The 26,361-nt window shown below is 63.4% G+C and carries 24 protein-coding genes; 11 read left to right on the top strand and 13 right to left on the bottom strand.

Annotated elements, in window-relative coordinates:
- The first annotated feature begins 5 nt into the window (after nt 1-5).
- A complete protein-coding gene (locus tag ACO06R_RS04795; RefSeq protein WP_421856827.1) occupies nt 6-1,190 on the top strand; it encodes a vWA domain-containing protein in 1,185 nt (394 codons plus the stop codon).
- Here ACO06R_RS04795 and ACO06R_RS04790 read toward each other — a convergent pair.
- Together ACO06R_RS04790 and gcvA are read right to left on the bottom strand one after the other, a co-directional pair.
- Nucleotides 1,179-2,453: a glycerate kinase type-2 family protein gene (locus tag ACO06R_RS04790; protein ID WP_421856824.1), complete on the bottom strand. Its 1,275-nt coding sequence runs from the start codon at nt 2,451-2,453 to the stop codon at nt 1,179-1,181. The two genes, ACO06R_RS04795 and ACO06R_RS04790, sit on opposite strands and share 12 nt — an antisense overlap.
- Nucleotide 2,454: 1 nt before the next feature.
- Nucleotides 2,455-3,417, bottom strand: coding sequence for a transcriptional regulator GcvA (gcvA, locus tag ACO06R_RS04785; protein ID WP_421856821.1), 963 nt, complete (start codon nt 3,415-3,417; stop codon nt 2,455-2,457).
- A 349-nt stretch (nt 3,418-3,766) separates the two neighbouring features.
- On the opposite strand from gcvA, the gene ACO06R_RS04780 reads away from it, so the two are divergent.
- The 5 genes from ACO06R_RS04780 to ACO06R_RS04760 all read left to right on the top strand — a co-directional run bounded on the left by ACO06R_RS04780 (nt 3,767) and on the right by ACO06R_RS04760 (nt 6,916).
- A complete protein-coding gene (locus ACO06R_RS04780; protein ID WP_421856818.1) occupies nt 3,767-4,147 on the top strand; it encodes a YciI family protein in 381 nt (126 codons plus the stop codon).
- Entirely contained in the window at nt 4,125-5,369 is a 1,245-nt protein-coding gene (locus tag ACO06R_RS04775; RefSeq protein ID WP_421856814.1) for an RNA polymerase sigma factor, read from the top strand. The genes ACO06R_RS04780 and ACO06R_RS04775 overlap by 23 nt, the downstream gene beginning before the upstream one ends.
- A 72-nt stretch (nt 5,370-5,441) precedes the next feature.
- The gene (locus ACO06R_RS04770; RefSeq protein WP_421856811.1) at nt 5,442-5,822 is read left to right on the top strand and encodes a VOC family protein; all 381 of its coding nucleotides are present in this window, start codon (nt 5,442-5,444) and stop codon (nt 5,820-5,822) included.
- A 60-nt stretch (nt 5,823-5,882) separates the two neighbouring features.
- The gene (locus tag ACO06R_RS04765; protein ID WP_421856808.1) at nt 5,883-6,251 is read left to right on the top strand and encodes a TfoX/Sxy family protein; all 369 of its coding nucleotides are present in this window, start codon (nt 5,883-5,885) and stop codon (nt 6,249-6,251) included.
- Nucleotides 6,248-6,916: a DUF2461 domain-containing protein gene (locus ACO06R_RS04760; RefSeq protein WP_421856805.1), complete on the top strand. Its 669-nt coding sequence runs from the start codon at nt 6,248-6,250 to the stop codon at nt 6,914-6,916. Before ACO06R_RS04765 ends, ACO06R_RS04760 begins: the two co-directional genes overlap by 4 nt.
- Before the next feature lie 20 nt (nt 6,917-6,936).
- Here the strand turns inward: ACO06R_RS04760 and ACO06R_RS04755 are convergent, their stop codons facing one another.
- The gene (locus ACO06R_RS04755; protein WP_421856802.1) at nt 6,937-10,026 is read right to left on the bottom strand and encodes an ATP-binding protein; all 3,090 of its coding nucleotides are present in this window, start codon (nt 10,024-10,026) and stop codon (nt 6,937-6,939) included.
- A gap of 98 nt (nt 10,027-10,124) precedes the next feature.
- Between ACO06R_RS04755 and ACO06R_RS04750 the strand changes: the two genes are divergently transcribed.
- A complete protein-coding gene (locus ACO06R_RS04750) occupies nt 10,125-10,307 on the top strand; it encodes a hypothetical protein (protein ID WP_421856799.1) in 183 nt (60 codons plus the stop codon).
- An 81-nt stretch (nt 10,308-10,388) separates the two neighbouring features.
- Here ACO06R_RS04750 and ACO06R_RS04745 read toward each other — a convergent pair whose 3' ends face one another.
- The 7 genes from ACO06R_RS04745 to ACO06R_RS04715 are packed head-to-tail and all read right to left on the bottom strand — an operon-like array spanning nt 10,389 to nt 18,208.
- Nucleotides 10,389-11,534, bottom strand: a complete 1,146-nt coding sequence (locus ACO06R_RS04745; protein ID WP_421856796.1) for an acyl-CoA dehydrogenase family protein — start codon at nt 11,532-11,534, stop codon at nt 10,389-10,391.
- Nucleotides 11,535-11,536: 2 nt separating this feature from the next.
- Nucleotides 11,537-12,733: an acyl-CoA dehydrogenase family protein gene (locus tag ACO06R_RS04740; RefSeq protein WP_421856793.1), complete on the bottom strand. Its 1,197-nt coding sequence runs from the start codon at nt 12,731-12,733 to the stop codon at nt 11,537-11,539.
- Between the two features lie 54 nt (nt 12,734-12,787).
- The gene (locus tag ACO06R_RS04735; protein ID WP_421856790.1) at nt 12,788-13,558 is read right to left on the bottom strand and encodes an enoyl-CoA hydratase-related protein; all 771 of its coding nucleotides are present in this window, start codon (nt 13,556-13,558) and stop codon (nt 12,788-12,790) included.
- Nucleotides 13,558-14,451 (bottom strand): 3-hydroxyisobutyrate dehydrogenase, encoded by an 894-nt coding sequence (mmsB, locus tag ACO06R_RS04730; RefSeq protein ID WP_421856787.1) that lies wholly within the window; start codon nt 14,449-14,451, stop codon nt 13,558-13,560. Before mmsB ends, ACO06R_RS04735 begins: the two co-directional genes overlap by 1 nt.
- Nucleotides 14,448-15,506: an enoyl-CoA hydratase/isomerase family protein gene (locus tag ACO06R_RS04725; RefSeq protein WP_421856783.1), complete on the bottom strand. Its 1,059-nt coding sequence runs from the start codon at nt 15,504-15,506 to the stop codon at nt 14,448-14,450. The genes mmsB and ACO06R_RS04725 overlap by 4 nt, the downstream gene beginning before the upstream one ends.
- A 1-nt stretch (nt 15,507) precedes the next feature.
- Nucleotides 15,508-16,650: an acyl-CoA dehydrogenase family protein gene (locus ACO06R_RS04720; RefSeq protein ID WP_421856780.1), complete on the bottom strand. Its 1,143-nt coding sequence runs from the start codon at nt 16,648-16,650 to the stop codon at nt 15,508-15,510.
- A gap of 58 nt (nt 16,651-16,708) precedes the next feature.
- On the bottom strand, nt 16,709-18,208 hold the full coding sequence (locus ACO06R_RS04715; protein ID WP_421856777.1) for a CoA-acylating methylmalonate-semialdehyde dehydrogenase: 1,500 nt from the start codon (nt 18,206-18,208) through the stop codon (nt 16,709-16,711).
- A gap of 99 nt (nt 18,209-18,307) precedes the next feature.
- Here ACO06R_RS04715 and ACO06R_RS04710 point away from each other — a divergent pair, with 99 nt between their 5' ends.
- A complete protein-coding gene (locus ACO06R_RS04710; protein ID WP_421856774.1) occupies nt 18,308-19,195 on the top strand; it encodes a LysR family transcriptional regulator in 888 nt (295 codons plus the stop codon).
- A 51-nt stretch (nt 19,196-19,246) separates the two neighbouring features.
- Here the strand turns inward: ACO06R_RS04710 and ACO06R_RS04705 are convergent, their stop codons facing one another.
- Both ACO06R_RS04705 and ACO06R_RS04700 read right to left on the bottom strand, forming a co-directional pair.
- Complete coding sequence (locus ACO06R_RS04705) at nt 19,247-20,068, bottom strand: SDR family oxidoreductase (protein WP_421856771.1); 822 nt, start codon at nt 20,066-20,068, stop codon at nt 19,247-19,249.
- A gap of 165 nt (nt 20,069-20,233) precedes the next feature.
- Nucleotides 20,234-21,301, bottom strand: a complete 1,068-nt coding sequence (locus ACO06R_RS04700) for a helix-turn-helix domain-containing protein (RefSeq protein ID WP_421856768.1) — start codon at nt 21,299-21,301, stop codon at nt 20,234-20,236.
- A gap of 94 nt (nt 21,302-21,395) precedes the next feature.
- On the opposite strand from ACO06R_RS04700, the gene ACO06R_RS04695 reads away from it, so the two are divergent.
- Genes ACO06R_RS04695 through ACO06R_RS04685 form a run of 3 tightly spaced genes read left to right on the top strand, consistent with a single transcriptional unit; the run spans nt 21,396 to nt 24,726 of the window.
- A complete protein-coding gene (locus ACO06R_RS04695) occupies nt 21,396-21,857 on the top strand; it encodes a (2Fe-2S)-binding protein (RefSeq protein ID WP_421856765.1) in 462 nt (153 codons plus the stop codon).
- A complete protein-coding gene (locus ACO06R_RS04690) occupies nt 21,858-24,095 on the top strand; it encodes a xanthine dehydrogenase family protein molybdopterin-binding subunit (protein ID WP_421856762.1) in 2,238 nt (745 codons plus the stop codon).
- Between the two features lie 10 nt (nt 24,096-24,105).
- A complete protein-coding gene (locus tag ACO06R_RS04685) occupies nt 24,106-24,726 on the top strand; it encodes a hypothetical protein (protein WP_421856759.1) in 621 nt (206 codons plus the stop codon).
- An 83-nt stretch (nt 24,727-24,809) separates the two neighbouring features.
- Here ACO06R_RS04685 and ACO06R_RS04680 read toward each other — a convergent pair whose 3' ends face one another.
- Nucleotides 24,810-26,321, bottom strand: a complete 1,512-nt coding sequence (locus tag ACO06R_RS04680; protein WP_421856756.1) for an aldehyde dehydrogenase (NADP(+)) — start codon at nt 26,319-26,321, stop codon at nt 24,810-24,812.
- Nucleotides 26,322-26,361: the final 40 nt, after the last annotated feature.

The raw sequence follows: 26,361 nt of genomic DNA, 5'->3' as shown, positions 1-26,361 counted from the left end.
GCCTCATGTTCATTCCGTTCTTTCTCGAACTGAAAGCCGCCAAGGTTCCCGTGTCGCTGCGCGAATACCTCTCGCTGCTGGAGGCGATGGAGGCAGATCTCGTCACCTGGGATGTCGAGGGATTTTACTTTCTGGCCCGCTCCACGCTGGTCAAGGACGAGCGCCACATCGACCGTTTCGACCAGGTGTTCTCGCATGTCTTCAAGGGGCTGGAGGCGGTCTCGGGATCGGACGGCATCGATATCGCCGACCTGCCGGAGGAATGGCTGCGCCGTCTTGCCGAAAAACACCTCACCGACGAGGAAAAGAAGCTGGTCGAGGCGCTCGGCGGTTTCGACAAGCTGATGGAAACGCTGAAGCAGCGACTCGAGGAACAGAAGGGCCGCCATCAGGGCGGTTCGAAATGGATCGGCACCGCCGGCACCTCGCCCTTCGGCGCCTATGGCTACAATCCCGAGGGCGTGCGCATTGGCCAGGACCGCAGCCGCCACCGCCGCGCCGTCAAGGTTTGGGACAAGCGCGAGTTCCGCAACTTCGACGACACGGTCGAGCTTGGCACACGCAACATCAAGGTGGCGCTGAAGCGCCTGCGCCGCTGGGCCCGCCAGGGCGCCCACGACGAGTTCGATCTCGACGGCACGATCAAATCGACCGCCGAACACGGCTATCTCGACGTACAGATGCGTCCCGAACGCCGCAACGCCGTCAAGCTCCTGATGTTCTTCGATGTCGGTGGCTCGATGGACGACCATATCCGCGTGGTCGAAGAGCTGTTCTCGGCTGCCCGCACCGAGTTCAAGCACATGGAGTACTACTACTTCCACAACTGCCTCTACGAGTCGGTCTGGAAGGACAATCGCCGCCGCCACGCCGAGCGCATCCCCACTTGGGACGTGCTGCACACCTACGGCTCAGACTACCGAATAATCTTCGTCGGCGACGCCGCCATGAGCCCTTACGAGATCGCCTATCCCGGCGGCTCGGTCGAGCACTGGAACGAGGAGACCGGCGCGGTCTGGATGCAGCGTGTCGTCGAAAAATTCCCGCATGCGATCTGGATCAACCCTGAGAAACAGGACCACTGGAGTTTCACTCAGTCGACCGCCATGCTCGGCCAGATCATGGACGGCCGCATGTATCCGCTGACACTTGCCGGCCTCGATGAGGCGACGCGGGAACTATCGAAGTAACAGCACCTGCAGGTCGGCGACATTGGTGCCGGTCGCCCCCGTCATCACCAGCCCGTCGCCGGCGTAAAGCGCATGATAGGCGTCGTTGTCGGCGAGGAATTCCTCAACAGGCTTGCCGGCAGCCTCGATTGCGCCAAGGGTTTCCGGCGTCACCAGCCCGCCCGCGGCGTCGGTAGGCCCGTCGCGGCCATCCGTCCCGCCGGAAAGAAACGCCCAGTCCCGCGCCAATGGCCGGTCGCGGCAAAGCGCGGCGAACCGCAACGCCATCTCCTGATTGCGGCCACCCTTGCCGCCGCCGGTGACATGCACGCTGGTCTCGCCGCCTGAAAGAATTGCAACCGGCTTGCCCGCCTCCGCAGTGTCGGCCGCCTTCCAGAACGCCTTGGCCGCATCCGCGACATCGCCCTCCAGCCACTCCGACAGGATCACGGTTTCATAGCCGCCGCGCGCTGCACTGTTTGCCGTCGCATGCAGGCTGATCCGGTTGGAGCCGACGAGGATGTTTTCGGTCGTCTGCACGAATTCTTCGGTCGGTTCGCCGGCGCGCTTTTTGAGATGCGCCATGACGGTTTCCGGCATCGCCCCTTCCAGCCCCAACGACCGGACGATCGCAAGCGCCCGGGCCGCCGGCGTGTTGTTGGCAACGGTCGGCCCGCTGGCAATGATCGCCAGGTCGTCACCCGGCACGTCGGAAAGGATCAACGCCAGCCCCTGCGCGGGCGCAATTTTCCGCGCCAACCCACCGCCCTTTAGCCGCGACAACACCTTGCGCACCGTGTTCATGGCGACGATATCCGCACCGGATTTCAAGAGCAGGTCGTTGGCAAGTGTCTTCTCGGCCAGCGTAATGCCGTCTGCCGGTGCCGGCAGCAACGCCGAAGCGCCGCCGGAGATCAGGCAAAGAACGAGATCACTGGCGCCGGCCCGGATGGCGACATCCTCGATCGCCTTTGCCGCGGTTGCGCCGTTCTCGTCGGGCAGCGGGTGCGACGCGCCCATGACGCTAAGCCCCGGTAGTTCACGAACATTCTCGTAATTGGTCACGGCGAAGGCCGACGCGATCTTTGTTGCCGGCAGGAAGGAGAGCGCGGCTTCCGCCATCGGCAGCGCCGCCTTGCCCGCAGCAACGAGGTGGATCTTGCCGTGGCCGCTCCATTCGCCGTCATGCACTTCCAGCGCATGCATCACCGCGTCATGCGGATCGGCAGCCGCGACCCCGTGGCGGAAGAACTCAAGCGCGTCGGCGGCAAGTGCCCCGGTCATCTCATACGCCTCCCTTTGCATTCGCCCACACCTCGACCGGAATCGGCTTCCGCGCCGCGGTCAGTTCACGCAACGAGCCCATTTCATCGGCGACCCAGTCGCGGAACCGTTTCACCGATGGCCGGTCCTGCGTGCCGGCCGGGCATACGATCCGGTAGCGTCCGCCGACGCTCAACGTAAGATCGAATGGCGCGACAAGCTGACCCTCGCGCAGCGCCTCCTCGGCAATCGACCCGCGTCCGAGCACGACGCCGGCTCCCTGGATTGCCGCGTCGATTGCGTGGTCGGCATGCGAGAAACGTGTTCCCCGATCGCCCTGCCAATCCAAGCCGGCCATCGAAAACCAGCTTGGCCAGTCGGCGGAAGGCGTCAGGATACGGATATTGTCGTCATGGATCAGCGGCGCGGCGGCAAGATCGGCGGGCGTACTGAAACGTTCGGCCAGCTCCGGCGTCATCAGCGGCGTTGCCCAGTCCTCGAGAATGGATTCGCTGAACAGGTTATCGTCCGTGGTCTTGCCGAACCGGATCGCGATATCGACCTCGTCGCGGTCGAAATCCATCATCTGCAGACTTGCCGAGAAACGCAGTTCGATATCCGGATTGGCGAGGGCGAACTTGAACAGGCGCGGCGCCAACCACTTCGCGGTAAAGGCCGGCCCGGCTGTAACCGTCAGCGCCGAACCGTTGCTCGAACGCCGGCGCGCCGCCCGCCAGGACGCCGACAGCGTTTCGAACGCATCATACACGCCCGGCTGCAGCATTCGACCCAGTTCTGTCAATTCCACTGCCCGGTTGAGCCGCCGGAACACCGGCGCGCCAAGATGCTGTTCGAGCGACTTGATCTGGAAACTCAGCGCCGCTGGCGTGACCGACAATTCGTCGGCGGCCTTGGCAAAGCTCATGTGCCTCGCGGCAGCCTCGAACGCGCGCAGTGAATTGAGCGGCGGCAGGTAGTCAGCCATCACAGATAAGTTTTTCTGAACTGATCGGTCAAAATGACTCGTTTGTCAGCGCGCATCATGGCGCTCAATATGAGCACAGTCGCAGAATCACATCAAGGAAACTTACCCATGTTACGCAGACAGTATACCATGAAAGAAATTGAGCAGGCCATGGCGCGCGGCCGCCTCGAACGGTCCAGGGAATTTGGCCGGGTCGTATCCCGCGGCAGCCACTGGCTGCTGGACTTTGTCACCAGACCGGGGCGCCGCGACCGCTCGCATTACGACGTCGGATAACATTCACGCGTTTGTCGGTTTTCTTCCGCAGCGTTCGTCTTATGCTTGAAACGGCGCTACGAAGGAGTTCCCGGTGATTTACGCGATCCTGATCTACGGCGTGGACGGCGTGTTCGAGCGCCTTCCAGAGGAAGAGCAGCAAGCTCTTCTCGCCAAACATGGCGAGTTGCAGAAGGTGATGGGCGAACGCGGCGGGCTCGGCGCCGTCGCCAAGTTGATGAAGCCGCAGACCGCAATGTCCTTGCGCCAGTCATCCGGCTCAGTGATCGCCACCGACGGGCCATTTACCGAAACCAAGGAGCAGTTGCTCGGCCTCTACCTCATCCGCTGCGACACAATGGAAGAGGCGATCGAGGCGGCGAAGATCCTGCCGGCCGAAATCGCCTCCTATGAAATCCGCCCCGTCGAATGGAGCAACTGGTCGGAAGGCGATGGGCAGGCCGGCGACGATTGAAGCCAATCTGGCCGAGGCGCGCCCGCGCGTGCTGGCGGCATTCGTCCGCCGTTTTCGTGACATTGACGAGGCCGAGGACGCCTTTCAGGAGGCGGCAGTGCGGGCGCTGCGCCGCTGGCCGGACACACAGATCCCGTCGGATCCGGCGGCATGGCTGATCCGCGTCGGTTCGAATGCCATGATCGACCGGATCCGCCGTGACCGGAAGCTAGCCGCCTATCGCCAGAGCGAAGCGGTTCTCGAGCCGGCCACCGACGAGGAGGAACGCCTTGCCGATGAGATCGATGGAGCATCGATGCGTGACGACGTGCTGCGCCTCTTGTTCATGTGCTGCCACCCGTACTTGTCGGTGCAGGACCAACTCGCGCTGGCGCTCAAGATTGTCGGCGGTTTCTCGGTGGAGCAGATCGCCGCCGCATTCTTGATCAAGCCGAAAACGATGGAACAGCGCATCACCCGCGCCAGGAAGAAGGCCGGCAACATCGCCTGCCGGCTGGAAACGCCGACCGCTTTTGAGCGCATGCGCCGGCTCGACGCGGTGTGCTTGATGATCTACCTGATGTTCAATGAAGGCTATTCGGCGGGTACCGCGGACAAGCCGGTCAATGCCGAGATCTGCGAGGAGGCGATCCGCCTTGCGCGGCTCGTGCTGTCGTTGTTCCCCTCGCAACCGGAAGTCATGGGCCTGCTGGCGTTGTGCCTTTGTCAGCATTCACGTCACCGCGCCCGCGCCGGCAGCGATGGAGAGTTGTTGACTTTGGAACAGCAGGACCGGACGCGGTGGGATCGAACGGCAATTGCCGAAGCAGGCGTGTTGATCGAGAAGGCGCTTTTGAAGGGCCGCCCCGGTCCCTATCAGATCCAGGCCGCAATCGCCGCCGTGCATTGCAGGGCTGCCTCCGCCGAAGCGACCGACTGGCGAGAGATCGCCCTGCTCTACGACGCATTGATGGGCCGGATGCCAACGCCCGTCGTGGCGCTCAATCGGGCGGTCGCGGTCTCGAAAACCGAAGGGCCAAAGGAGGCGCTCACGCTGCTGGAACCCCTTGCTGGCGACCTCGCCGGCTATCTGGCCTTTCACGTCGCCCATGCCGATTTCCTGGCAGGCCTGAACCACACAGACGAGGCGCGCGCCGCCCTTCAAACTGCGCTGACCCTGAATCCGGATCGCGCTCAGGCCCGTCATATCGAACGCCGTCTCGAAGAGCTGGACGAAAAATAGTTTTGCCGTGCGTCGGATTCGCCCTGGCTCACCCGTCCTAGTGGCGTACCGTCAATCCAAGGGAGTAACCACATGAGCAATCCCATGCAGACACACGGCGCCCCGAGCTGGATCGAGTTTCACGGCGCGGACCCGGCCGCCGCGCGGAAATTCTATGAATCGGTGCTCGACTGGCAGGTCAACGACATGCCGATGCAGAACGGCTCCTCCTATCCGGCGATCGCGGTCGGAGAGAGCGGCGTCGGCGGCTTCGCGCCTGCTCCCGCTACGGAGGGAAGCTGGACGATCTATGTAACGGTCGATGACGTCGATGCCCGTTTCGCCAAGGCGCTCGCTGCGGGCGCGGCAGCAGTTTCGGCACCGGCGGACATGCCGGGCGTTGGCCGCATGGCGAAGTTCCGCGATCCGCAGGGCGCATCGATCGCGCTGATCACCTACGAAAGCCAGCAGTGAACCACGCGCCCGGCCCGGATGCTATTCTCCGGGCCGGGCACATCGACGGAGGAACCGCTCTTGGCGTTTGACGAACAACTGGCGCGGCGTATGCGCGACGCCCTCGGCGGGCTGCCGAATGTCGAGGAGAAGCGCATGATGGGCGGCGCCTGCTTCATGATCGACGGCAACATGATCGGCGGCGCGCACCGCGACAGAAAAAGCGGCGAAGGCTTGTTCATGTTCCGGGTCGGCAAGCAAAGCGAGGCGGAAGCGCTGGCGCATCCCGGCACAACGCCGATGATCCATGCCGGCCGGAAATTCGGCGGCTTCATCCACGCCCCGGAAAAGACCGCCGATCCGGCCTTCGCCGATCTCCTGTCGCTGTCACTCGCCTATGTCGGCACCCTGCCGCCCAAGCCGGCGAAGACCAGGAAGGCAAAACCATGAGCCCGGTGGAAGACGCGCCATTTACCGATGGGACACTGCAGTTTCTTTTCGACCTGAAAGCCAACAACACCCGCGATTGGTTTAAGGAAAACAAGAAGGCCTACGAAGCAGCGGTCAAGCATCCCTCACGCGCCTTTGCCGAATTGATGGCCGGCGAGATCGAACGCCTGACCGGCGCGCCGCACGCGGCCAAGTTGTTTCGGATCAACCGCGATATCCGCTTCACGAAAGACAAGACGCCATATAACACCCACATCCATATCTCTTGGATGCCCGAGGCAGACGGCGCCAGCGGCCCCGCATGGATGTTCGGTCTTTCGACCGAGTATTGCACGCTCGGTTGCGGCGCCTTCGAATTTGCCAAACCCATGCTCGAAAGCTACCGCAACACGATCGCGGGACCGTCAGGACACCAGTTGGGCGAGATGATGGAAACGCTCGCCACATCCGGCTGCCGGTTCACGGAACCAGCGCTGAAGCGCATCCCGCCCGGGTTCCCCAAAGGCCATTCCTACCCGGACCTCGCCCGTCACAAGGGTCTCGCCGTCTGGCGCGATCTTGTATCGCCGCAATCGGCGACGCAGGCCGACATCACGGCCCGGTGCATCGACCACTATGGGGAAATGCTGCCGTTCTGGCGTTTCCTGCGCGATCTCGGGAGATAGGCCCGGCCGCCGCGCGACGCTCACACATCGCGCGTGACGAACTCGATCCAGGCCGAACTTCCGGCCAGATCCGAGTTCGGCAGACACCGCAGGGCGGCGGAATCGCCAGACATGCGCAAGCGCCACAGCATTTCGTAGGGAGTCTCCGCGCCCAGGCGCGGTTCATTAGCGGACTCGCATAACGGCATGAACAGTTCCTCGGTCGCGACCGCTCCGGTTTCGTGTGACAGTTCTCCTGTCTCGATTGCGAAGAAACGCTGCAAAAAGACGAGGCGGGTGACGTCGCAGATATCCATAGGCCCGAGAATCGAGGCAACCTTCTCTGCGTCGAGTTCCACCCATTGTGTTTCGCCCAACTCGGCAGCCGCTTCCAGACGCGCCAGCCGCGCCTGCAATCGGGGCAACCGTTGGCCGATTTCGTCGGCGCGGTCGACGTAGTGGTGCAGCGCCTGAAACGTCTCGGGGCCGGGCGCGGCATACCAGAGGCAACGCGCGAACAAACCGATACATCCCGGCTCAACGACTCCGAGTTTTGTCTTGCGGACGACATCCTCGCTGGTGCGCGCCTGCTGGTAGGCTTCTAGAAAGTTGCCCGCCGCGAGATGCGCCTCAGCCAGCGCTGCCAGTGCTCTCGCCGTCGAATGCGGGTGATCGGAGACGGCAACCGCCTCTTCGCCGTGACGCAGGGCAGCGCCGAGATCGCGGCGCAGCCGGGCAAGAACGCTCCGCGTTTCCTCAAGTTCGGATAAAAGGAATCCCGGGCCCGGATCGTCGTCCAGCCGTTTCTGCCCTGCTTCGAGCGCGGTTTCCGCTTCGTCGAGGCGCAACGCCCGCATGTGCATTCTTGCGATGCGTACGAAGGCAAACACTGCCGATGTGGACGAATCGGACATCGTCGCGCTGGCTTGGTAATGCTCCATCGCCGTTTCGTATTCGCCCAGCTCCGCCTTCGCCGATCCAAGGAACATGTGCAACAACGATGATTGCTCTCGCGTGCAATCGAGTTTGACGGCTTGCTCCATCAACTCCACCGAGCGGTTGTGCCGCCTGAAATTGAACGTGTCGCGCGCCAGCCGCACGCATATCTGCGGCGCGACGGTGAGATCGCCGCGCATCGCATGTTCGGTCGCCAACAGAGGGTCGTATCCCACCAAGCTACCCGCGACCTGTGTGTGCAAATGCTCGCGTCGCGAAACGGGCAGACTGTTGTAGATCGCTTCGCGCACGAGGTTGTGGCTGAACTGCAGCCACTGCGCGCCACCCCGCAAGAACCCGTTGGTCAAGCTCGCCGCGACTTTCTCCTCGCCAAACGCGACATTGGCAACGCTGCGCTCGATCCTCTCGCCGAGCACCGAGATATCGCGCAGATTGTCCCTTTGCTCCGGCGACAATTGATCGAACTGGACCTGGACCACGCTCTGAATGGTCTCGGGCACTTGAAGCAGCGCAGCCTCCCCGTGCTCGACCGCCATTTCGACCAATCGAGTGAGAAAGAGTGGGTTACCCTGGGACCGCGCGACAAGCTGATCGGCGAGATGCGGGCACAGATTGGCCGTCATCCCGCGCACCAGCTCTCGCGAATGGGTTGTGCTGAGCGGGTTCAGCGTGAGCGAAACGACGTCGGCGGCGGCTTGCTGTCCGATTTCCTCGAGCAAGTCATGCGCGGCCGGACGCGCTGTGACCAGCATGATCACCTTCATTGCCGAGTATGCGGCGGCAAGATCGAGCGCCAGCTTTTCGCTATCGGGGTCGATCCAGTGAGCATCCTCGATGACGATGAGGACCGGGCCGTCGCGCGACACATACTGCAACAGCCGCTTGACCGCCTCGCCCTGATCCGTCGTATAGCCGCCACTGCCCGCCAGGTCGCTGGACGGCCGCAAAAGGCGCCGCAAAGCACCGGCAACGCCGGACGGCTGTCCTGCCGCCAATGCGTCGACATCGTCAAGCAGATTGCCGAACCCGTTGAATATGTTTCTCGCCACGACACCAGGCGCGCTCAACTCCCGCGTGTAGACGAGGCTATGGCGGCCGCCGTGCTCGCGGATCATCTCGATGGCGCGGTCGACAAGCCGTGTCTTGCCCATGCCGGCCGCACCCTCGATGGTGATGACACCTCCCGAGTTCTTCGATACGGTCGCCTCGACAGCGCCCTCGAGCAGGCCGAGTTCCACCAGCCGCCCCACAAAGGGCGCATCGCGGCCACTGCGATGGGGATCCGGGGCGGTGTCTTCCAGCAGTATGCGATTGCCTTCATGACGATACCTGATCCCGACCGGAAGCCGCGCGAATGCCTCGTTCGATACGACCACCTCTCCCCTGAAGGCAGCGCCAACCGTCTGCGACGCCCGCAGCAGTGCCGAGCCCCGTATCTGCACGCCCTGCTTGTAGATCGTACCCGCCGTCAGACCGACAGCGGCACTGAGATGGTGCTCCTGGCACCAGTTGCGGAATCCGTGCGCCATCGCGGCGGCACGCGCGGCATCCCCGTCGCGGGCGATCTCGGCTCCGATAACGGCGAACAGCGTACCGTCAATGGCGTTCATGACGACATCGTAGTCGGAAGCGACCATTGTTTCGAGCTGCCCGCGCATGACGTCGGTCTGAAGATCGACCGCTTCTTGATCGAAGGGGCGCCCGGCCTCGATTCGCGGCTGGACCGCGACAGCCAGCACTTGGCGCATCTCGCTGACCCGAACCGCGACAGGGTCAATGGCAATCTGTTCCTGTACGCTTCCGGACGCTGTCGCTTCGCCATCATCGCGTAACGTCACTTCGCCTTCGAACTGATATCCGATCTTGTGCAGCGTCCGGATCAACGAAGTGTCCTGGGCGGTATCGTCAATCGTCCGCCGCAACGTGCGGATCCTTGTCGTCAGTACGCTCTCGCTGACCGCACGCCCGCGCCAGATTGTTTCGAAGATTTCATCCTTCGAAACCGCGCGGTCGCGATGTTCGATCAGGAAACAGAGAAGATCGAAGGCCTGCGGTTCCAGATGTACGGGTGCGCGGTACCGGCGAAATTGCCGCCGGGCCGTGTCAAGTTCACATGTTCCGAATTCATAGATCATCGGCCCAAGCAGTTGGGTTCGCACCTCGCCCAGCGCCATCTTCAGAATTTCTTCAGAAAGATAGCACGGCTACTTCAGGAGAAAAAGAAAAGATCGAATTAAACGGGGTTACTACTAAAGCACCGGGAGAATCGAAAATGCAAGGACACAAAGTTTTGTGGGATGCGGCGATGAAGCCGTCGCTGGAATCCGACAGTACCAAGGCGATGTGGGAGGCGGTCAAGGCAAGCGCGCAGCCGCACGCGTCGCGAGAAGACATCGGCAGCAGGCCTGGCGAGAACATGCTCACCGCCGGATTTCCCGGTCAGCCGCGACGCTGACCGGGGCTACGCCATGCCGTCCTTGACAGTTCGTGAATGCCCCTTCACCAACCGTTCGCGGCATGGCGTTATTCCGGGTTTTTACCCCGTTTTCGGCGCAGCCGCCGCGAGCGCCGCAAACCGCGCAGTGTGATGATCGACATCGCCAAGCTGGTGGTCGATCATGACGAGCCGCTTGGCGTAATGGCCAACCGCATATTCCCATGTCATCGCGATCCCGCCATGCATCTGGATCGCCTCCTCGGCCACGAGGCGGCCGATACGCCCCGCCATCGCCTTCGCCGCCGCCGCCGCCCGCTCGCGCGGCGCCCGTGGTGCATCGAGTTGACCGGCCGCGTTGATGACGGAAGACCGCGCCTGCTCGATCTCCAGAATGACGGTCGCCATGCGGTGCTGGAGCGCCTGAAACTTGCCGATCGGCACACCAAATTGCCTGCGCGTCTGCAGATACTCGATCGTCGCGTCGCGACAGACTTCCATCAACCCCACCGCTTCCGCCGACAAGGCCACGGCGCCGCGCGCCAGAACCGCCTCGATTTCGGGGAATGCTTCGCCGTCGGGGCCGAGCAGCGCGTTGTCGCCGACGGAAACACCGCTCAACGTCACCTCGGCGGCGTGCAGCCCGTCCGCCGTCGGATAGCCGAGGATGGAAACGCCCTGGCTTGTCGCGGGAACCACGAACAGCGAAATCCCGTCCTCGTCCCATGTTGCGCCGCGCACCCGCGCCGAGACGATCAGCACATCGGCGCTATCGGCATTCAGTGCCACCGACTTCACGCCATCCAGTCGCCATCCACCCGCCGTCCGCGTTGCAGTCGCCGTCACATGCGAAGGATCGTAACGGCTTTCCGGTTCGCCATGCGCCAGCGCCAGGCGCGTTTCGCCGGCGATGACCGCCTGCAGCAGCGCCTTCTGCTCGTCTTTGCCCAGCTTGGCGACCAGCGTGCCGGCCAGCATCGTCGCCAGAAACGGCTCGTTGACGAGACCACGGCCCAGTTCCTCAAACACCGTGATCACATCGAAGCCGGTGCCGCCGAACCCGCCATCCGTCTCGTCGAAAAGCGCGCCGATGACGCCCAATTCGGCCAGTTGCGCCCAGGTCTCCGGCGCATAGCCAATTGGCGAGGCGGCGTGTTCGTGGCGGGCTTCGATGGGGTAGTTTTCAGCAAGGAAACGCGCCAGCGTCTCCTTCAGCATCCGGCGTTCTTCGCTGAGCGTGAAATCCATGTTCAAAGCCCCATCATCGTCTTGGCGATGATATTGCGCTGAATCTCGTTCGATCCCGCAAAGATGGTGATCTTGCGGTTGTTGAAGTAGTCGGCGGTCACCCCGCTGGCATAGTCGGGGCCGATAGGCTCGCCGTTCCAGCCGGGATCGAGCGACTCGGTAACGAACGGCAGCGCGTAGGGGCCGAGCGCGCGCCGCGCCAGGTCGTTGAGCTCCTGGCGGATTTCCGTGCCCTTGATCTTCAGCATCGAGGAAATCGGCCCGGCATTGGCTGCCGCATCGGGAGCCGACAGCACCCGCAGATTGGTTGTCGCCAATGCATCGAGTTCCATCTCGACCTTGGCCATCCGCGCGGCAAACAGCGGGTCTGCGGCCAGCGGCACCCCGCGGGTTTTCTGGTCGGCGGCGATGATCTTCAAGTGATCCAGCGCCGCCCGCGAATAGCCAACGCCGGCCGTGTTGGTGCGCTCGTGCAGCAACAGGTACTTGGCGCAGGTCCAGCCCTTGTTTTCCTCGCCGACAAGGTTTTCGGCGGGCACCCGGACATCGTCAAAGAAGACCTCGTTGACCTCATGCGTGCCTTCCAGGAGCACGATGGGCCGCACCGTGACACCCGGCGCGTCCATGTCGATCAGCAGGAACGAGATGCCTTCCTGCGGCTTGCCTTCCGACGACGTGCGCACCAGGCAGAAGATCTTGTTGGCGTATTGGCCAAGCGTCGTCCAGGTCTTCTGGCCATTGACCACATAGTGGTCGCCATCGCGCACTGCCTTGGTCTTGAGCGAGGCGAGATCCGATCCGGAGCCCGGTTCCGAATAGCCCTGGCACCACCAGTCGGACCCGTCGAGAATGCGCGGCAGATAGTGGTTTTTCTGCGCCTCGGTGCCGAACTCCATCAGCACCGGCGCCAGCATGCGCAATCCGAACGGCACGATCCGCGGCGCACCGGCAGCGCAGGCCTCATCCTCGAATATCTGCTGCTGGACGGTTGTCCACGCCGCGCCGCCATACGCCTTTGGCCAGCTCTGGCCGAGCCAGCCGCGATTGTTGAGGATGGTGTGCCATTCCTCAAGGTCCTGCTTGGCGAGGCGCTCGTTGCGCCGCACCTTGCGCGCCAGTTGGGCAGGCAGCTCGTCTTTCAGGAACGAACGGACCTCATCGCGAAAGGCAAGTTCCTCGTCGGAAAACGACAGATCCATCGCCGGATTCTCCCTTGGTTGACGCAGTGTTGTCCCCCGGTGTGATCGTCTTGTCTAGCGGTTCTTGAAGCGCGGCGCACGCTTGTTGACGAAGGCGTCCATACCCTCTTTCTGGTCCTCGGTCGCAAACAGCGCGTAGAAGGTGCGGCGCTCGAACAAGAGTCCCTCATCCAGGGGCACTTCGAAGGCGCGGTTCACCGCCTCCTTGGCGCTGAACACCGATGGCCGGCCATAGGCGGCAATTGCCTTGGCGGCCTCCATTGCCTCGTCCATCAGCTTGTCATGTGCGACCACTCGCGCCACCAGGCCGCAGCGTTCGGCCTCTTCGGCGCCCATCATGCGCCCCGTCAGGATCAGGTCCATCGCCTTTGCCTTGCCGATTGCACGCACCAGGCGCTGCGTGCCGCCCCAACCGGGAATGACGCCAAGCTTGATCTCAGGCTGCCCGAACCGCGCCTTCTCCGATGCGATGATGATATCGCACATCATGGCAACCTCGCAGCCGCCGCCCAGCGCGAAACCATTGACGGCTGCGATCATCGGCGTGCGGGTCGCGGCAAAGCGCGACCAGTCGGACTGCTTGTCGGCAAGGAACATGTCCATGGACGATTTGCCCGACATTTCCTTGATGTCGGCACCTGCGATGAACGCCTTTTCGCCCGCCCCGGTGATGACGATGCAGCCAATGTCGTCGGCATTGTCGAACCCCTCGGCAGCCGAAATGATCTCGTCCATGACGTCATGATTGACGGCATTGAGCGCTTCCGGCCGGTTGATCGTGATGATTCCGACACCTTCCTCGACAGAAGTCTCCACAACGCTCATCAATTCGCCTCCCGCGCCATTGTCTTCAGAAACTCGATAATGCCGGAGAAGTCCTTACCCGCGCCGCCGTGCTCAAGATAGTCCCTGTACAACTCGGTCGCATGCGCGCCCATCGGCGTTGCCTGACCGGTGCCGTCGGCGGCAGACTGCGAAAGCATGAGATCCTTCAACATCAGATCGGCTGCAAATCCCGGCTTGTAGTCATTGTCGGCGGGGCTCTGCGGTCCGACACCCGGAACCGGGCAATAGGTGTTGACCGACCAGCAGAAGCCGGAAGACGTCGAGATCACGTCAAAGGCCGCCTCGGCGGAGAGACCGAGCTTGCCGGCCAGCGAAAACGCCTCGCAAGCGCCGATCATCGAAATGCCGAGCAGCATGTTGTTGCACACTTTCGCCGCCTGGCCCGCGCCACCCTCGCCGCAATGGACAAGCCGTCCGCCCATGATCGAGAGGTAAGGCTCGGCTGCTTCGAACGCCTGCTTAGAGCCACCGGCCATGAAAGTGAGCGTTCCGGCGGCGGCTCCGCCAACCCCGCCGGAGACCGGCGCATCGAGCGCCTTGAGGCCCGCCGCTTCGGCAATCGCGTGCGCCTTGCGGGCGCTGGCAACATCGATGGTCGAAGAATCGATGACCACCGCGCCCTTGCGCGCCGCCGGAACTATCTCCTCGAAGACGCGAAGAACGATCTCGCCATTCGGCAGCATGGTGACGATCACATCCGCATCGCTCACGGCCTTCGCGGCGTTGTCGAAGGTGGCCATGCCCTCTCCGGCGGCCTTCTCGCGCGCCGCCTCGGACGTGTCGAAGGCGCGAATTTCGTGGCCCGCCGCCTTCAGATTGAGGGACATCGGCATGCCCATATTGCCCAGTCCGATAAACGCGATCGTGCTCATGCCGGTACTCCCTTGCCGATATCCAGTTCGTTGCCGCCAAGCGGCGCCAGCATCGCGGCGACCGCGTCGGCGGTGACATCTTCCAGCTGTCCGGCTTTCCATTTCGGCTGCCGGTCCTTGTCGATGATCTGCGCCCTGATGCCCTCGGTGAAATCGCCGTCCGATTGCGACCGGTGAGTGAACCGGTATTCCAGCACCACGGCTTGCGAGACATGCGCCATGTCGCGCACGCGCCGCACGATCTCGAACGCGCATGCGACGGACAACGGGCAGGCGCGGCGGATCATGGCGGCGGCCTTTTCGGCGAATTCACTGCCCTCGGCTTCCAAAGACCGCAGACAGTCGAGGGCGCTTGGCTGTCCGAAATGCCGGTCGATCGCGTCGAGAAGTGGCGCAAGCGTCGCCTCGCCCCGGTCATGCGCAAACGCCTTGATCTCGTCCGGGTTCGCGGTCTCTTCGATCCGGGCCGTCAGCGCCGGCAGATCGCCGGACGCGACCTCGAAATCGGCGAAACCGGCAAGGATCGCGTCGGCTGCGTTCATCCGCCAGCCGGTCATGGCCAGAAACTCGCCCAGCTGTCCCGGCGCACGGGCCAGCCGCAGCGAGCAGCCGACATCGGGCACCAGACCGATGCCGCATTCCGGCATCGCCACCATCGACCGCTCGGTGACCACGCGATGCGAGCCGTGCACGGAAATCCCGGCGCCACCGCCCATGACGATGCCGTCCATCAGCGCGACATAGGGCTTGGGATAGTCGGCGATGCGGGCATTCATGCGATACTCGTCGCGCCAGAAGCGCCGCCCGACCTCGTAGTCGCCGCGCAAGCCGCTTTCATACAGGCTGGCGATGTCGCCGCCTGCGCTAAAGGCGCGGTCGCCGGCAGCATCGATCAGAACGAGGTCGACGTTGCCGTCTCCGGCCCATCGAATGATCACCGCATCGATCGCCATCGCCATCTCGTAGGTCAGCGCGTTGAGCGCCTGCGGGCGGTTCAGCGTGATGCGGCCGCAGCGCCCGGCCTCGCGGATCATGATGTCGTCGGCAATCGTCACGTCAGCGCTCCGCCAGCATATGGCGGGCGATGATCACCCGCATGATCTCGTTGGTGCCCTCCAGGATCTGGTGGACGCGCAGGTCGCGGACGATCTTCTCGATTCCGAAATCGGCGAGATAGCCATAGCCGCCGTGGATCTGCAGCGCCTCGTTGGCCACGTTAAACGCCGTGTCGGTGACGAAACGCTTGGCCATCGCGCAATGCTTGGTCGCGTCGGGGGCGCCGGCGTCCAGCTTGGCAGCCGCCTGATAGAGGAAGATACGCGCCGCCTGCAGGCCGGTCTCCATGTCGGCAAGCTTGAACTGCAGCGACTGGAAATCGGCGATCGGCCGGCCGAACGCCTTGCGGTCGCGGGCATAGGCCAGCGCCTTTTCGAGCGCCGATTGCGCCGCGCCCAGCGCGCTTGCCGCAATGTTCAGCCGCCCGCCATCCAGCCCGGCCATCGCATATTGGAAGCCCCGGCCCTCTTCACCGAGCAACCGGTCGGCCTCGATCCGGCAATCGTCGAACCGGACTTCCGATGTCGGCTGCGCCTTCCAGCCCATCTTGCGCTCATTCGCACCAAAGGAAAGGCCCGGCGCGCTGTTTTCGACCAACACCGCCGAAACCCCCTTCGGCCCGTCGTCGCCGGTGCGCACCATGGCGAGATAGACATCGGAGAAGCCGCCGCCGGAGATGAACGACTTGGTGCCATTCAGCTTCCAGCCATTGCCGTCGCGCTCGGCGCGCGTCTTCAACGCGGCGGCGTCCGAGCCCGATCCCGGCTCGGTCAGGCAGTAGGAGGCGATCAGTTCCATCGAGCACAGTTTCGGCAGCCATTCGTGGCGTTGCCCCTCCGTGCCGAACCGGTCGATCATGCCGGCGACCATGTTGTGGATCGAGATGAACGAGCCGATCGACGGGCAGCCCTGCGCCAGCGCCTCGAAGACCAGCACCGCGTCGAACCGTCCGAGGCCGGATCCTCCGACATCCTCGTTCACGTAAATTCCGGCGAGCCCCAATTCGCCAACCGACCGAACCACATCCTCCGGGAAATGGCCGGTCTCGTCCCATTCGAGCGCCTTCGGCGCCAGCCTGTCGGCGGCAAATGCGCGCGCCATATCGCGGATCGCCACCTGTTCGTCCGTCAGTTCGAAATGCATGACCAGCCGCCTCCTCCCAGAGCGTATCCCGGTTAGCTCTTAAATGTCGGCGGTGCCGTCAATTCATGGTCGGGATGACGAACTCCGCGCCCTCCTTGATACCCGAAGGCCAGCGCGATGTAATCGTCTTGGTGCGGGTGTAAAACCGGAAGGCGTCCGGGCCGTGCTGGTTGAGATCGCCGAAGCCGGACCGTTTCCAGCCGCCGAAGGTGTAGTAGGCGAGCGGCACGGGGATCGGCACATTGACGCCGACCATGCCGATATTGATGCGGGCGGCGAAGTCGCGGGCAGTGTCGCCGTCCCGCGTGAAAATGGCGACACCGTTGCCATATTCATGGCTCATCGCCAGATCGAGCCCTTCCTCGTAGGTCTTGGCGCGCACCACCGACAGCACCGGGCCGAAGATCTCTTCCTTGTAGATCGTCATATCCCTGGTGACATTGTCGAACAGGCAAGCGCCGATGAAAAAGCCGTTCTCATAGCCCTGCATGGAGAAGTTGCGTCCGTCGACGGCAAGCGTCGCGCCTTCCTCGACACCCTTGTCGACATAGCCCTTGACGCGCGCATAGGCATCGCGCGTCACCAGCGGGCCGAAATCGGCGTCATTGCCGGCGGTGTAAGGCGCGATCTTCAGGTTTTCGACGCGCGGCGTCAGCTTTTCCATAAGCTTGTCGGCCGTGCCTTCGCCGACCGGAACCGCCACCGACACCGCCATGCAGCGCTCGCCGGCCGCGCCGTAACCGGCGCCGACCAGCGCGTCGACCGCCTGGTCCATGTCCGCGTCCGGCATGATCAGCATGTGGTTTTTCGCACCGCCGAAACACTGCACCCTCTTGCCCGCTGCGCAGCCGCGCGAATACACATATTCGGCGATCGCCGTCGAACCGACGAAGCCGACCGCCATGATGTCGGGATGATCGAGAATGCCGTCCACGGCCTCCTTGTCGCCATTGACCACATTGAGCACGCCGGCCGGCAGCCCCGCCTCAAGCATCAGTTCGGCCAGCATGATCGGCACCGATGGATCGCGCTCCGACGGCTTCAGGATGAACGCGTTGCCGCAGGCGACCGCCGGGCAGAACTTCCACATCGGGATCATCGCCGGGAAGTTGAACGGTGTGATGCCGGCGACCACGCCAAGCGGTTGGCGCACGGAGTGCATGTCGATGCCCGGACCTGCGCCTTCGGTGAATTCGCCCTTTAAAAGGTGCGGCGCGCCGATGCAGAACTCGGCGACTTCCAGTCCGCGGATGATGTCGCCCTTGGCGTCCGGCAGGGTCTTGCCATGCTCGCGCGACAGCGCCTCGGCAAGCTTGTCCATGTCCCGGTGCAACAAGTCGACGAACTTCATCATCACCCGCGCCCGCTTCTGCGGGTTGGTCGCGCCCCATGCGGGTTGCGCCGCCTTGGCGTTCTCGATGGCCGCATCGAGTTCGGCCTTGCTGGCCAGCGTCACCTGCGCTTCGACTTCGCCGGTGGCCGGGTTGAACACGTCGGCGACACGGCCGCTCGTTCCGGCGACGTGCTCGCCGCCGATGAAATGTCCGATCTCTCGCATGAGTTCCTCCGCACGTCCTGTTGCGGCGCATATTACATGTTTATTCGCGCAAACCTATGAGATAGTTTCCCAGCTTATTGTGCGAAAAAGCCCATACTGATGCCGCTAGACTGGGACGACCTCCGGTATTTTCTCGCAACCGCCCGAACCGGCCGGCTGACCGCCGCTTCGCGACGCATGGGCACCGACCACGCGACCGTCAGCCGGCGCATCACGGCGCTGGAAAACGCGCTCGGCGCCATCCTGTTCACCCGGTCGCCACGCGGCTACGCGCTGACCGACGCTGGCGAACGGCTGCTGCGCCATGCCGAGAACATGGAGAGTTCGGCGGCCGCGATGCATGCCGATATCGCCGACGAGAAATTCGCGTTGAGCGGAACGGTGCGGGTCGGGTCGCCGGACGGCTTCGGCGCGTATTTCCTGGCCCCGCGCATCGGCAAGCTGCTTGAGCGCCATTCCGGACTGGCCGTCGAAATCGTCGCCATGCCGCGCGTGTTCAGCCTGTCGCGCCGCGAGGCCGACATCGCCATCGGCCTTGAGCGGCCGGTCAGGGGGAGGCTGTTTTCGCGCAAGCTGACCGACTACACACTGCACCTTTATGCAGCGCGCGACTATCTGGCCGCCCGCGAGCCGATCACCGGCAAGGCGGATTTGGCGCGCCACCCGGTCATCGGCTACATACCCGACCTGCTCTTCACCCCGGAACTGGATTATCTGGGTGCCGTCACCGAAAACCAACCGGCGCGGCTGACCAGCAGCAACCTGATGGCGCAGATGCAGGCAACCGAGGCGGGTGCCGGATTGTGCATACTGCCCGATTTCATGGCCCGGCAATCGCCCGGCCTGGAACCCGTCCTGGCCGACGAGATCGAACTGAAGCGCACCTACTGGATCATGGCGCATCTGGACTATCGTGAATCCGCGCGCGTCCAGACCGTGATCGGCTTCATTCTCGACCGGATCCGGGAAGACCGGCAGATGTTTTGAGACGCCGCCCCGGTTTTTGGCGCGACGTCTCCGCGTTGCGTCAGCCGGCCATCAGAAACCGAGTTGCTGCTTGATACCGCCGATGAATGTCAGGTCGTCGAGCTTCTTGCGGTTGCCGAGCAATTCGACCGCATCCGGTCCGGCCGGATAGCGCATCGCCGGAGTGCCGTCCGTGACCGCGGTGTAGATCACCTCGGCGACGAGTTCCGGTTCCGAGCCGTCCTGCTGTTCCTGCATCGCCTGCATTCCGGCCATCATCTTGGCCACCGATGGCTGGTATTCGGCCAGCGTCTCGTCATTGGCGAAATCGAAGGACCGGCCGCCGAAGTCCGTCTTGATCATGCCCGGCTCGACGATCTTGACCTTGATGCCGAGCGGCTCCAGTTCGAAATGCAACGCTTCCGACATGCCTTCGACGGCGAATTTGGTGCCATGATAGAGCGTCCCGAACGGGAACGTCATCTGGCCGCCGATCGAGCTGATATTGACGATCGTGCCGGATTTGGCCGCCCGCATGTGCGGCAGCACCGCCTTGGTGACCGCCAGAAGGCCGATCACATTGGTGTCGAACTGACGCCGAATGCGCTCCATAGCGAATGCCTCGAGCGGTCCGTAAGCGCCATAGCCGGCATTGTTGAGCAGCACGTCGATCGCGCTAAAACGCGCGATACCGTCGCTGACCGCCTGCTCGATGCTGCCCGGGTCGGTTACGTCAAGCTGCGCAACAAACACATTGTCCAGCCCGGCGAGATCTTCGCCGGCCTCGGTCTTGCGCATCGTTGCGATGACATTCCAGCCCTTGTCGTGAAAGAATTGAGCCGTTGCTTTGCCGATTCCCGACGAAGCCCCGGTGATCAAAATCGTCTGCGCCATTTACTTTCTCCTGCTGCCCCGGTTGTGGGACCGGCCGAATGAACAGCCGGGCGATTGTGATCGCAGCAAACAGTTGGTGGCGCGAGACACGCAAATCAAAGGCAATCAGCGCCAATTAATTAGCGGATCACGCCAATGCGAGACCCTTCAACCGGCCGTGGCGAATCAGCTGAATCCCGCCTCGCGGGCCTGCGCCGGGGTCATTCCGGTCCAGCCGGCAAACGCACGGTAGAACGAATTCGGGTCGCGATAGGCGAGCAGATAACTGATCTCCTCGGCGCTCAGGTCGCCGCGGCGCAGATAGGTGATCGCCAATTCGGCGCGGGTCGCCTCCAGCACGGTCTGAAACGACTTGCCTTCTGACTGAAGATGCCGTTGCAGGCTGCGGCGGCTGATCGTCAGCCGGTCACAAACCGCCTCAATCGACGACTGGCCGGCCGGCAGCAGTTCCAGAAGCGCGGCGCGGACACGCTCGGAGATTCGTCCCTCCCGCTCCCGCGCGTCCAGCTTGGCAAGCAGTTCCCGCTCGACCAGCAGGCGGAAATCGGTGTCTTCGGAGACCAGTGGCAGTTGCGTATCCGCGCGCCGCAGCGTCAGCGTCGCCGCAGGCGCCGTGACGATGGGCCCGTCGATGTAGTCGGCAGCTTCAGCGGATAACATTGAAGGATCGGGAAGACCGACCCGTAGCGGGGAAATGGCGCGCGCCGTGAATACACGCGCGCACTCCAGGAAATAGATGATCTCGAAAGCCGCCATCGACGCCGGCATGACGTGTTCGGGATCGTTGGACACAAAACGGACAGTCAGCGCCTCCTCATCCAGTGCAAGGTCCAGCTTGATCGGAGCGATCAGCGGCTTGAAAAGCGCAAGTCTGGCCAGACCGCTCTCGATGTCCTTGCTGCAGGCAAACGAAAAGATCGCCGGCACGAACGGTCCCCGCGCCGCGTTTCGTCCGAGATAAAGCGGCAGGTCTGGCCGGTTCGCTTCCTCGAACACGGCCGACCAGACGGCAAAATACTCGCGCGCGCGCAGTCCGCGCCCTTCCTGATCGAGACAATCGCTGCTTACGCCGGCACGGCGCAACACACGCTGCTCGCTGATATCGAGTAAAATGCAAGCCTTGCGGACCTGATTTGCGACAGCAAAACGGTGTTTGTTCATTTCGGCCTCTTGAAATCGCCATCGGACATAAAACTTTCTCAATTTCCATATAGCTAAATCGCCCTGGCGCATTAAGTTATATCAATGGCGCAATCCGCTAGCGATACATGCGACGAAATATCGCAAGAGAGTCGCCGATCCGATTCAACAGAGCAGACGGTTGGACATGAAACTCACGGTCAATGGAATTGAGCACGAGGTGGACGTCGAAGACGACATGCCGCTTCTTTGGGTGCTGCGCGACGAACTGGGAATAACCGGGCCCAAATATGGGTGCGGCATTGCCCAATGCGGTTCCTGCACGGTCCATCTGGACGGTCAGGCCGTCCGCTCCTGCCAGGTCTGGGCCGCCGATGCGGATGGCGCCAGCGTGACGACCATCGAAGGCCTCGGAACCCCCGGTGCGCTTCACGCCGTCCAGCAGGCCTGGGTCGAACATCAGGTCGCCCAGTGCGGTTACTGCCAGTCCGGCCAGATCATGCAGGCTGCCGACCTGCTGGAAACCAACGACGATCCCTCGGACGCGGATATCGATGCCGCGATGAGCGGCAATCTGTGCCGTTGCGGAACCTATCCGCGCATCCGCCAGGCCATCAAGACCGCCGCTGCCAAGATGAGGGAGGGGTAAATGAGCCGTATCGGAAAAATCGCCCGCCGGACCTTTCTCGTGGGTTCGGTCGCCATTGCCGGCGGCGTGGCGTTCGGAACCTACATGGTGCGCCGGCCGCACGCCAATCCGCTCGAAGACGGGCTCGCCAACGGCGAAGCGACATTCAATCCTTGGGTCAAGATCAGCGACGAGGAAATCACCCTGATCACGCCGCACGCCGATGTCGGCCAGGGTGTGGTATGGATGCAGGCGATGCTGATCGCCGAGGAAATGGACCTCGAGCCGGGCCAGTTCGTGACCGACTTCGGCCAGCCGGCCGCTGCCTACTACAACACCGCCATGGCCGATGAAAGCGTGCCCTTCAAGTCGACGGACCGCAGCTTCCAGGCAGAAGCCATGCGCACCGCCATGGGTTCCATGCTCAAGCTGATCGGCATGCAGGGAACCGGTGGTTCCAGCTCCGTGCCCGACAGCTTCGACAAGCTGCGCAAGGCAGGCGCCGCCGCCCGCGAAACGCTCAAGCTCGCCGCCTCGCAGGAGACCGGCATCGCGGTCGCCGACTTGACGACAGAAGCCGGCGCGGTCGTGCTTCCGGATGGAACACGCCTTGCCTATACCGACCTGGCCGCACGCGCCGCCACGGTCGAACCGGTTCACGACGTTGTGTTGCGCGATCCGTCGCAGTGGCGTTTCATCGGCAAGGACACGCAACGCAGCGACATCGTCGCCAAGTCCACAGGTACGCTCGACTACGAAATCGACCTGCAGATGGACGGCATGGTCTATGCCGCCTTGCGCCTCAATCCGCGCAAGTCGCCGATCAAGGGCTTCAACGCCGAAAACGCTAGGCAGCGGCGCGGCGTCAAGGACATCGTCGAGGTGACCAACGGCGTCGCCGTGATCGCCGACAACACCTGGCGCGCCATCATGGCGGCGACCGAGATCGAACTCGATTTGGAGCCCGCCGCCTATCCCGCCGAACAGGCCGATCACTGGGAAGCGGTCGCCGCATCTATCACCGATGAGCATCTGGACGCCGAATGGCGCAATGACGGCGCGGTCGAGGATGCTCTCGCGCAAGGCGAGGCGGTTTCGGCGGAATACCGCGCGCCCTATGTCGCCCACCAGCCCATGCAGCCTCTCGGCGCGGTCGTCAAGGTGACCGACACTGCGGTCGAGGTATGGACCGGCCATCAGATGCCCCGCATCCTTCAGCAGCAGGTCGCGCTCATCAGCGGTCACGACGCCGACCAGGTCATCCTGCACAACCAGTATTCCGGCGGCAGCTTCGGTCACCGCCTCGAACTCGAGCATGTGAAATGGGCGGCGGAGATCGCCAACCAGATGCGCGGAACGCCGGTCAAGCTGACCATGAGCCGCGAAGAGGATTTCGCCCAAGACTTCCCGCGCCAGATCTCGATCGCGCGTGGCACGGGCACGGTATCGGAAGGCAAGGTTGTGTGCCTCGATCTGCAGATCGCCAGCCCCTCGGTGCTCCGGTCGCAGACCAGCCGCATCGGCATGTCGGTTCCCGGCCCGGACACGCAGATCCCGGCGGGTGCTTGGAATGCGCCTTACGCGCTGGAGAACTTCCGCGTCCGCGCTTACGCGGTATCTGGCGTGGCGCCAATCTCCAGTTGGCGTTCCGTTGGTGCATCGAGCGCCGGCTTCTTCATCGAGAGCACGCTCGATGAACTGATCCACGCAGCCGGTGCCGATCCAATGGCCGAACGAATCCGGCTTGCCGGCAACGACACCACCCGCAAGGTGCTCGAGGCCGTCGCAGAGATGTCCGACTGGGGCAGCGATCTCGGCGCTGGCCGTGGCCGCGGTGTCGCGATGGTCGAGAGCTTCGGCGTCCCGACCGCCGAAGTCGTCGAGGTGACCGACACTGGCGAAGGCATCAAGATCGACAAGGTTTATGTCGCCGCCGATGTCGGCACGATCGTCGATCCGGTCAATTTCGACAACCACATCAAGGGCGCTGTCGTCTGGGGTCTCGGTCACGCGATGAACTGCGAGATCACCTATTCGGACGGTATCCCGGAGCAGGACAACTTCCATGCCGCTGAGGGCATGCGCATGTATCAATGCCCGGAGATCATCGTGCAGGGATTGGAAAATGCCGACATCATCCGTGGCATCGGCGAGCCACCGATTCCGCCGGCAGCCCCTGCTTTGGCCAATGCCATCTTCGCGGCCACCGGTACCCGTTTGCGCGAGATGCCGTTCTACAAGTTCATCGATTTCGTATAGGAGAGGCCCGATGAGCCGCTTTGGCACAATTCTGGCAGTCGCGGCCTTTCTGGCCGCGTCACCCGCCCTTGCGGCCGGCGACAACGTCACGATCGACCCGCCGGCGGAAGGATCCGTGAGCATAGAGGCCGGGCTTGCCGCCTGGAGCCACATCTACGAGGTTACATCGCATCCCCGTTGCTCGAACTGCCATGTCGGTGCCAGCAATATCCCGATGTGGTCCGGACCGAGTTACGGCAGAACCCGTCCGCATGGCATGAACATCAATGCCGGCGAGAGCCGCATCGGCGCGGAGTCTCTGCTTTGCTCAACCTGCCATCTGGCGCGCGGCAGCGGTATCAACCCGACGCCGCATGCCGCCCCGCAGGTCAATGCTGACTGGCTGCTCGCCCCGGTCGAGGCGGAATGGTTCGGCAAGTCGTCCGTGGAAATCTGCAACCAGTTGCGCGATCCGGAACAGAACGGTGACCGCGACATGCTCGAACTGGCCGCCCACCTCGATCATGACGTGATCCTGCATTGGGCCTGGAATCCGGGCGGCACCCGCGAACCAGCACCCTACAGCCTGCAGGAACATGTCAACGACATTCTCGCCTGGGGCACCGCCGGCTTCCCCTGCCCGGAAGACTGATCCGGTATCATTGGGGAAGCTCCAAGACCGGTCGCCCCCGCGTGACCGAACAAGCACCTGCAGGGGCGATCCGCCACTTGGGATCAGAAGCTTTCGGGAAGCAGCTGATCGGGCATGTTCTGATAGCAGACCGGCCGCAGGAAGCGGCGGATCGACATAGTGCCCACGGAGGTTGCGCCGAAATTGGTCGAGGCCGGGTACGGCCCGCCATGCACCATCGTGTCGCTGACCTCGACGCCGGTAGGGAATCCGTTCGCCAACAGGCGACCCGCCTTGCGTTCGATGATCGGCATCAGGTTGCGCGCCGCCTCGGTGTCGGCGTCGTCCATGTGCAGCGAGCAGGTCAACTGCCCTTCGAAGCTCTCCGCCAACGAACGCACCTCCTCCATGCTTTCGGCGAGGACAACCACCCCCAGCGGACCGAACACCTCTTCGCTCAAGCCCGGATTGGACATCCAGTTATGCGCGGATGTCACATAAAGCGCCGGCGTTGCTTCACGTTCCGAAGCGTCCGAGGCGACGACCTCCTGCACGCCTTGGGTGCCGGCGACCCGGTGCTGGCCGGAATTGTAGGCCGCCGCGATACCCTCGGTCAGCATGACCTGCGAAGGCACCTCTTTCAGGGCGGCTGCCGCAGCGTCAACAAAGGCATCCGCCTTCGGTCCCGCGACGAGGATGGCCACGCCCGGATTGGTGCAGAACTGTCCGGCTCCCATGGTCAGCGACGCGGCCCAGCCCGCCGCGATGGCCTCGCCCCGGTTTTCGATTGCCGCGCTCAGCAGAAACATCGGATTGATCGATCCGAGTTCGCCGAAGAACGGGATCGGTTCCGGACGCGCCGCACACAGGTCGAACAGGGCGCGACCGCCGGCCAATGAACCGGTAAAGCCGACCGCCTTGATCAGCGGATGCTGCACGAGCGCCGACCCGACGGCGCGATTGCCGCCCTGGATCTGGCTGAACACGCCCGGATGCACGCCACAGGCGTCAACGGCGGCCTTGACCGCTTCGGCGATGATCTCGGACGTCCCCGGGTGAGCGCTGTGGCCCTTGACGACGACCGGACAGCCGGCCGCCAGCGCCGCAGCGGTATCGCCGCCCGCCGTCGAGAAGGCCAGCGGAAAGTTCGACGCGCCGAACACAGCAACGGGACCGATCGGCCGCTGGACCAGTTTCAGGTCAGGGCGCGGGAGCGGCGTGCGGTCGGGCAACGCCTCGTCATGGCGCCGATCGAGATAGTCGCCCTTCAAGATGTGCGCGGCAAACAGGCGCAACTGGCCGGTGGTCCGGCCGCGCTCGCCCTGCAACCGCGCTTCCGGGAGCCCGGTCTCCTGCGATCCGATTTCCGTGATCTGCTGCGCACGCGCCTCGATTTCATCGGCGATTGCATTCAGGAACGCCGCGCGGTCTTCGCGGGAGCTGTAGCCATAGGACCGAAAGGCCTGCTCGGCGGCTTCCGCAGCCGCTGCGACATCGGCAACCCGGCCGACCGAAAAATCATGCGCCGGTCCCGTCGCAGGCTGCGAGCGAAAGGTTTGATCGCCAGCCACCCAATGGCCGGCGATGAGATGTTTTCCATGGGGAGCAAAAGTCATGACAAGCCCGTCTCTCTGGTGTGGATAGGTTACGAATGGA

It is taken from the genome of Oricola sp. (assembly GCF_965230365.1).
In the GTDB taxonomy this organism is placed as follows: Bacteria; Pseudomonadota; Alphaproteobacteria; order Rhizobiales; family Rhizobiaceae; genus Oricola.
This window is presented reverse-complemented; position numbering and strand designations above follow the sequence as displayed.